Genomic DNA, 1,627 nt, shown 5'->3' on the forward strand with positions numbered 1-1,627 from the left:
CGGGCAGCGTGCAGGCGAGGACAAGGGTCAGGGCGGCAAGGGTGGGATGCATCACGTGGTCTCGGGTGGTTCACCCCTGCCTAACCGTTGGGCAGAACGGGGCAAAGCACCAACAGGACCATAGCGGGAACTGTTTGTTAAGAATTTTAGCGGATGATGGTCGGGCGGCGAGCAGCCGCCTTTGCCGACCCTGCGCCCGTCGTCCGAACCATGTTCACATGAAGACAATCACCAAATGAGCCTATGAAGCAGATCACCAAATGATCATTCTGGCCTGTGCCCATCCCTGCGGACCCGCAGGTTGGGACATCAAAGCTTCATTTGATCAAATGAAGATTATCCCCATTTGATCATTCCGTGCGCGCGCTGCAGCGCAGGTCCTGCGCAGCGGCGGTCGCTGATAAAGGGAGCCTGCCGCGCCACTGGCCGGGCAAGCTTGTCGCGGCCCCGGCGGTGCCATCAAGGCCGTGACCAGTTGCGTGAATGCCGATGCTGAGAGAACCGGGATAACCCCGTCGCGCCAGCCCCGGTTACCTATCCCGTCCACATGGCTGAAGCTCAAATCCGACGTCTTGCTCATGCTGGATAGAAGTCTGGGGTAACGTCTTGGTCGCTGGCGCCATGATCAAATGAGGCTTTCCACCCAATGAGGCTATGAAGCAGATCACCCGATGATCAAATGAACATATTGACCCATGTCTGACTCTACGAAGCCGCAGGCTGCGTCATCAATGCTTCATTTGATCAATTGAGGCTTGTCACTATTTGATCATGCTGAACGCGGATTGCAGCGCAGTCCCAGCGCGGCGGCGGTCTCTGATCCAGGGGGCCTGCCGCGTCATTGTCCGGGGGAAGCCTGTCGTGACCTCTGCGGTGCAATCAGGACCGCGAGAGATTGTAAGCGCGCGGACGCCGGATGATCTGGTATGCACCTGCTGCGGCTCTGCGCCGCGTCCAACCCTTCACCGCTTCGCCAGCGCCTCGGCCTCGCGGATCAGGTCCGAGAGCCGCGCGTCCAATCCCTTCGCCAGCTTCTGCATGGAATTGATCGTCGGCTGGTTGCGCGTGCTTTCGACCCTGCCGACGAAGACCGTCGAGATGCCGGCGCGCCGGGCCAGCGCCTCTTGCGACAGATCCAGCATCTCGCGCCGCCTTCGCAGAACCGTGGCAAAGGCGGGAATGAGTGGGTCTTTGGGCCGTGTTTCAATGCCGGAAATAATTGTCGCTGCCCCTCTTGCAAATATCACTGTATATTGCTCACATAGTGTAGTGAGTTCAACCAGTGATCAGGGGCGGCCAATGCAGGGACCGGAAATCGACAATGGCCGCCTGAGTGATGTTTCGGCAGAGGCAGCGGACGGCCTGTCGCAGCTGTCGCAGATCGCGGGGACGGGGAATGATGCTGAACCCGAGATTGATTCGGCGTTCCTGACGACCCGGTCCGCGCTGGAACAGGCCTGGAGCTATCATGCCGCCTGCGATGCCCGTGCGGCTGCTGCGGGGTTCGCGGCCAGCGACGAGGGCCGCGCGGTGATGGCGGAGATGGACCGGATCCAGCACCGCATCCGTGATCTCGAGACCGGGCTTGCGGCGCGGCCGTCCGGCAATCTGGCCGAATTGCGCCTCA

At 60.8% G+C, this 1,627-nt stretch carries 2 protein-coding genes; one reads left to right on the forward strand and one right to left on the reverse strand.

Annotated features, from left to right (window positions below; genetic code table 11):
* Positions 1 to 962 precede the first annotated feature (962 nt).
* Positions 963 to 1,247 (reverse strand): helix-turn-helix domain-containing protein, encoded by a 285-nt coding sequence (locus tag DFP89_RS21075; protein WP_281271226.1) that lies wholly within the window; start codon positions 1,245 to 1,247, stop codon positions 963 to 965.
* Positions 1,248 to 1,299: 52 nt separating this feature from the next.
* Between DFP89_RS21075 and DFP89_RS19955 the strand changes: the two genes are divergently transcribed.
* A partial coding sequence (locus DFP89_RS19955; protein ID WP_147273379.1) for a hypothetical protein occupies positions 1,300 to 1,627 on the forward strand: 328 nt, incomplete at its 3' end.

The sequence above is a fragment of the Paracoccus lutimaris genome (assembly GCF_003337565.1).
Taxonomy (GTDB): Bacteria; Pseudomonadota; Alphaproteobacteria; order Rhodobacterales; family Rhodobacteraceae; genus Paracoccus; species Paracoccus lutimaris.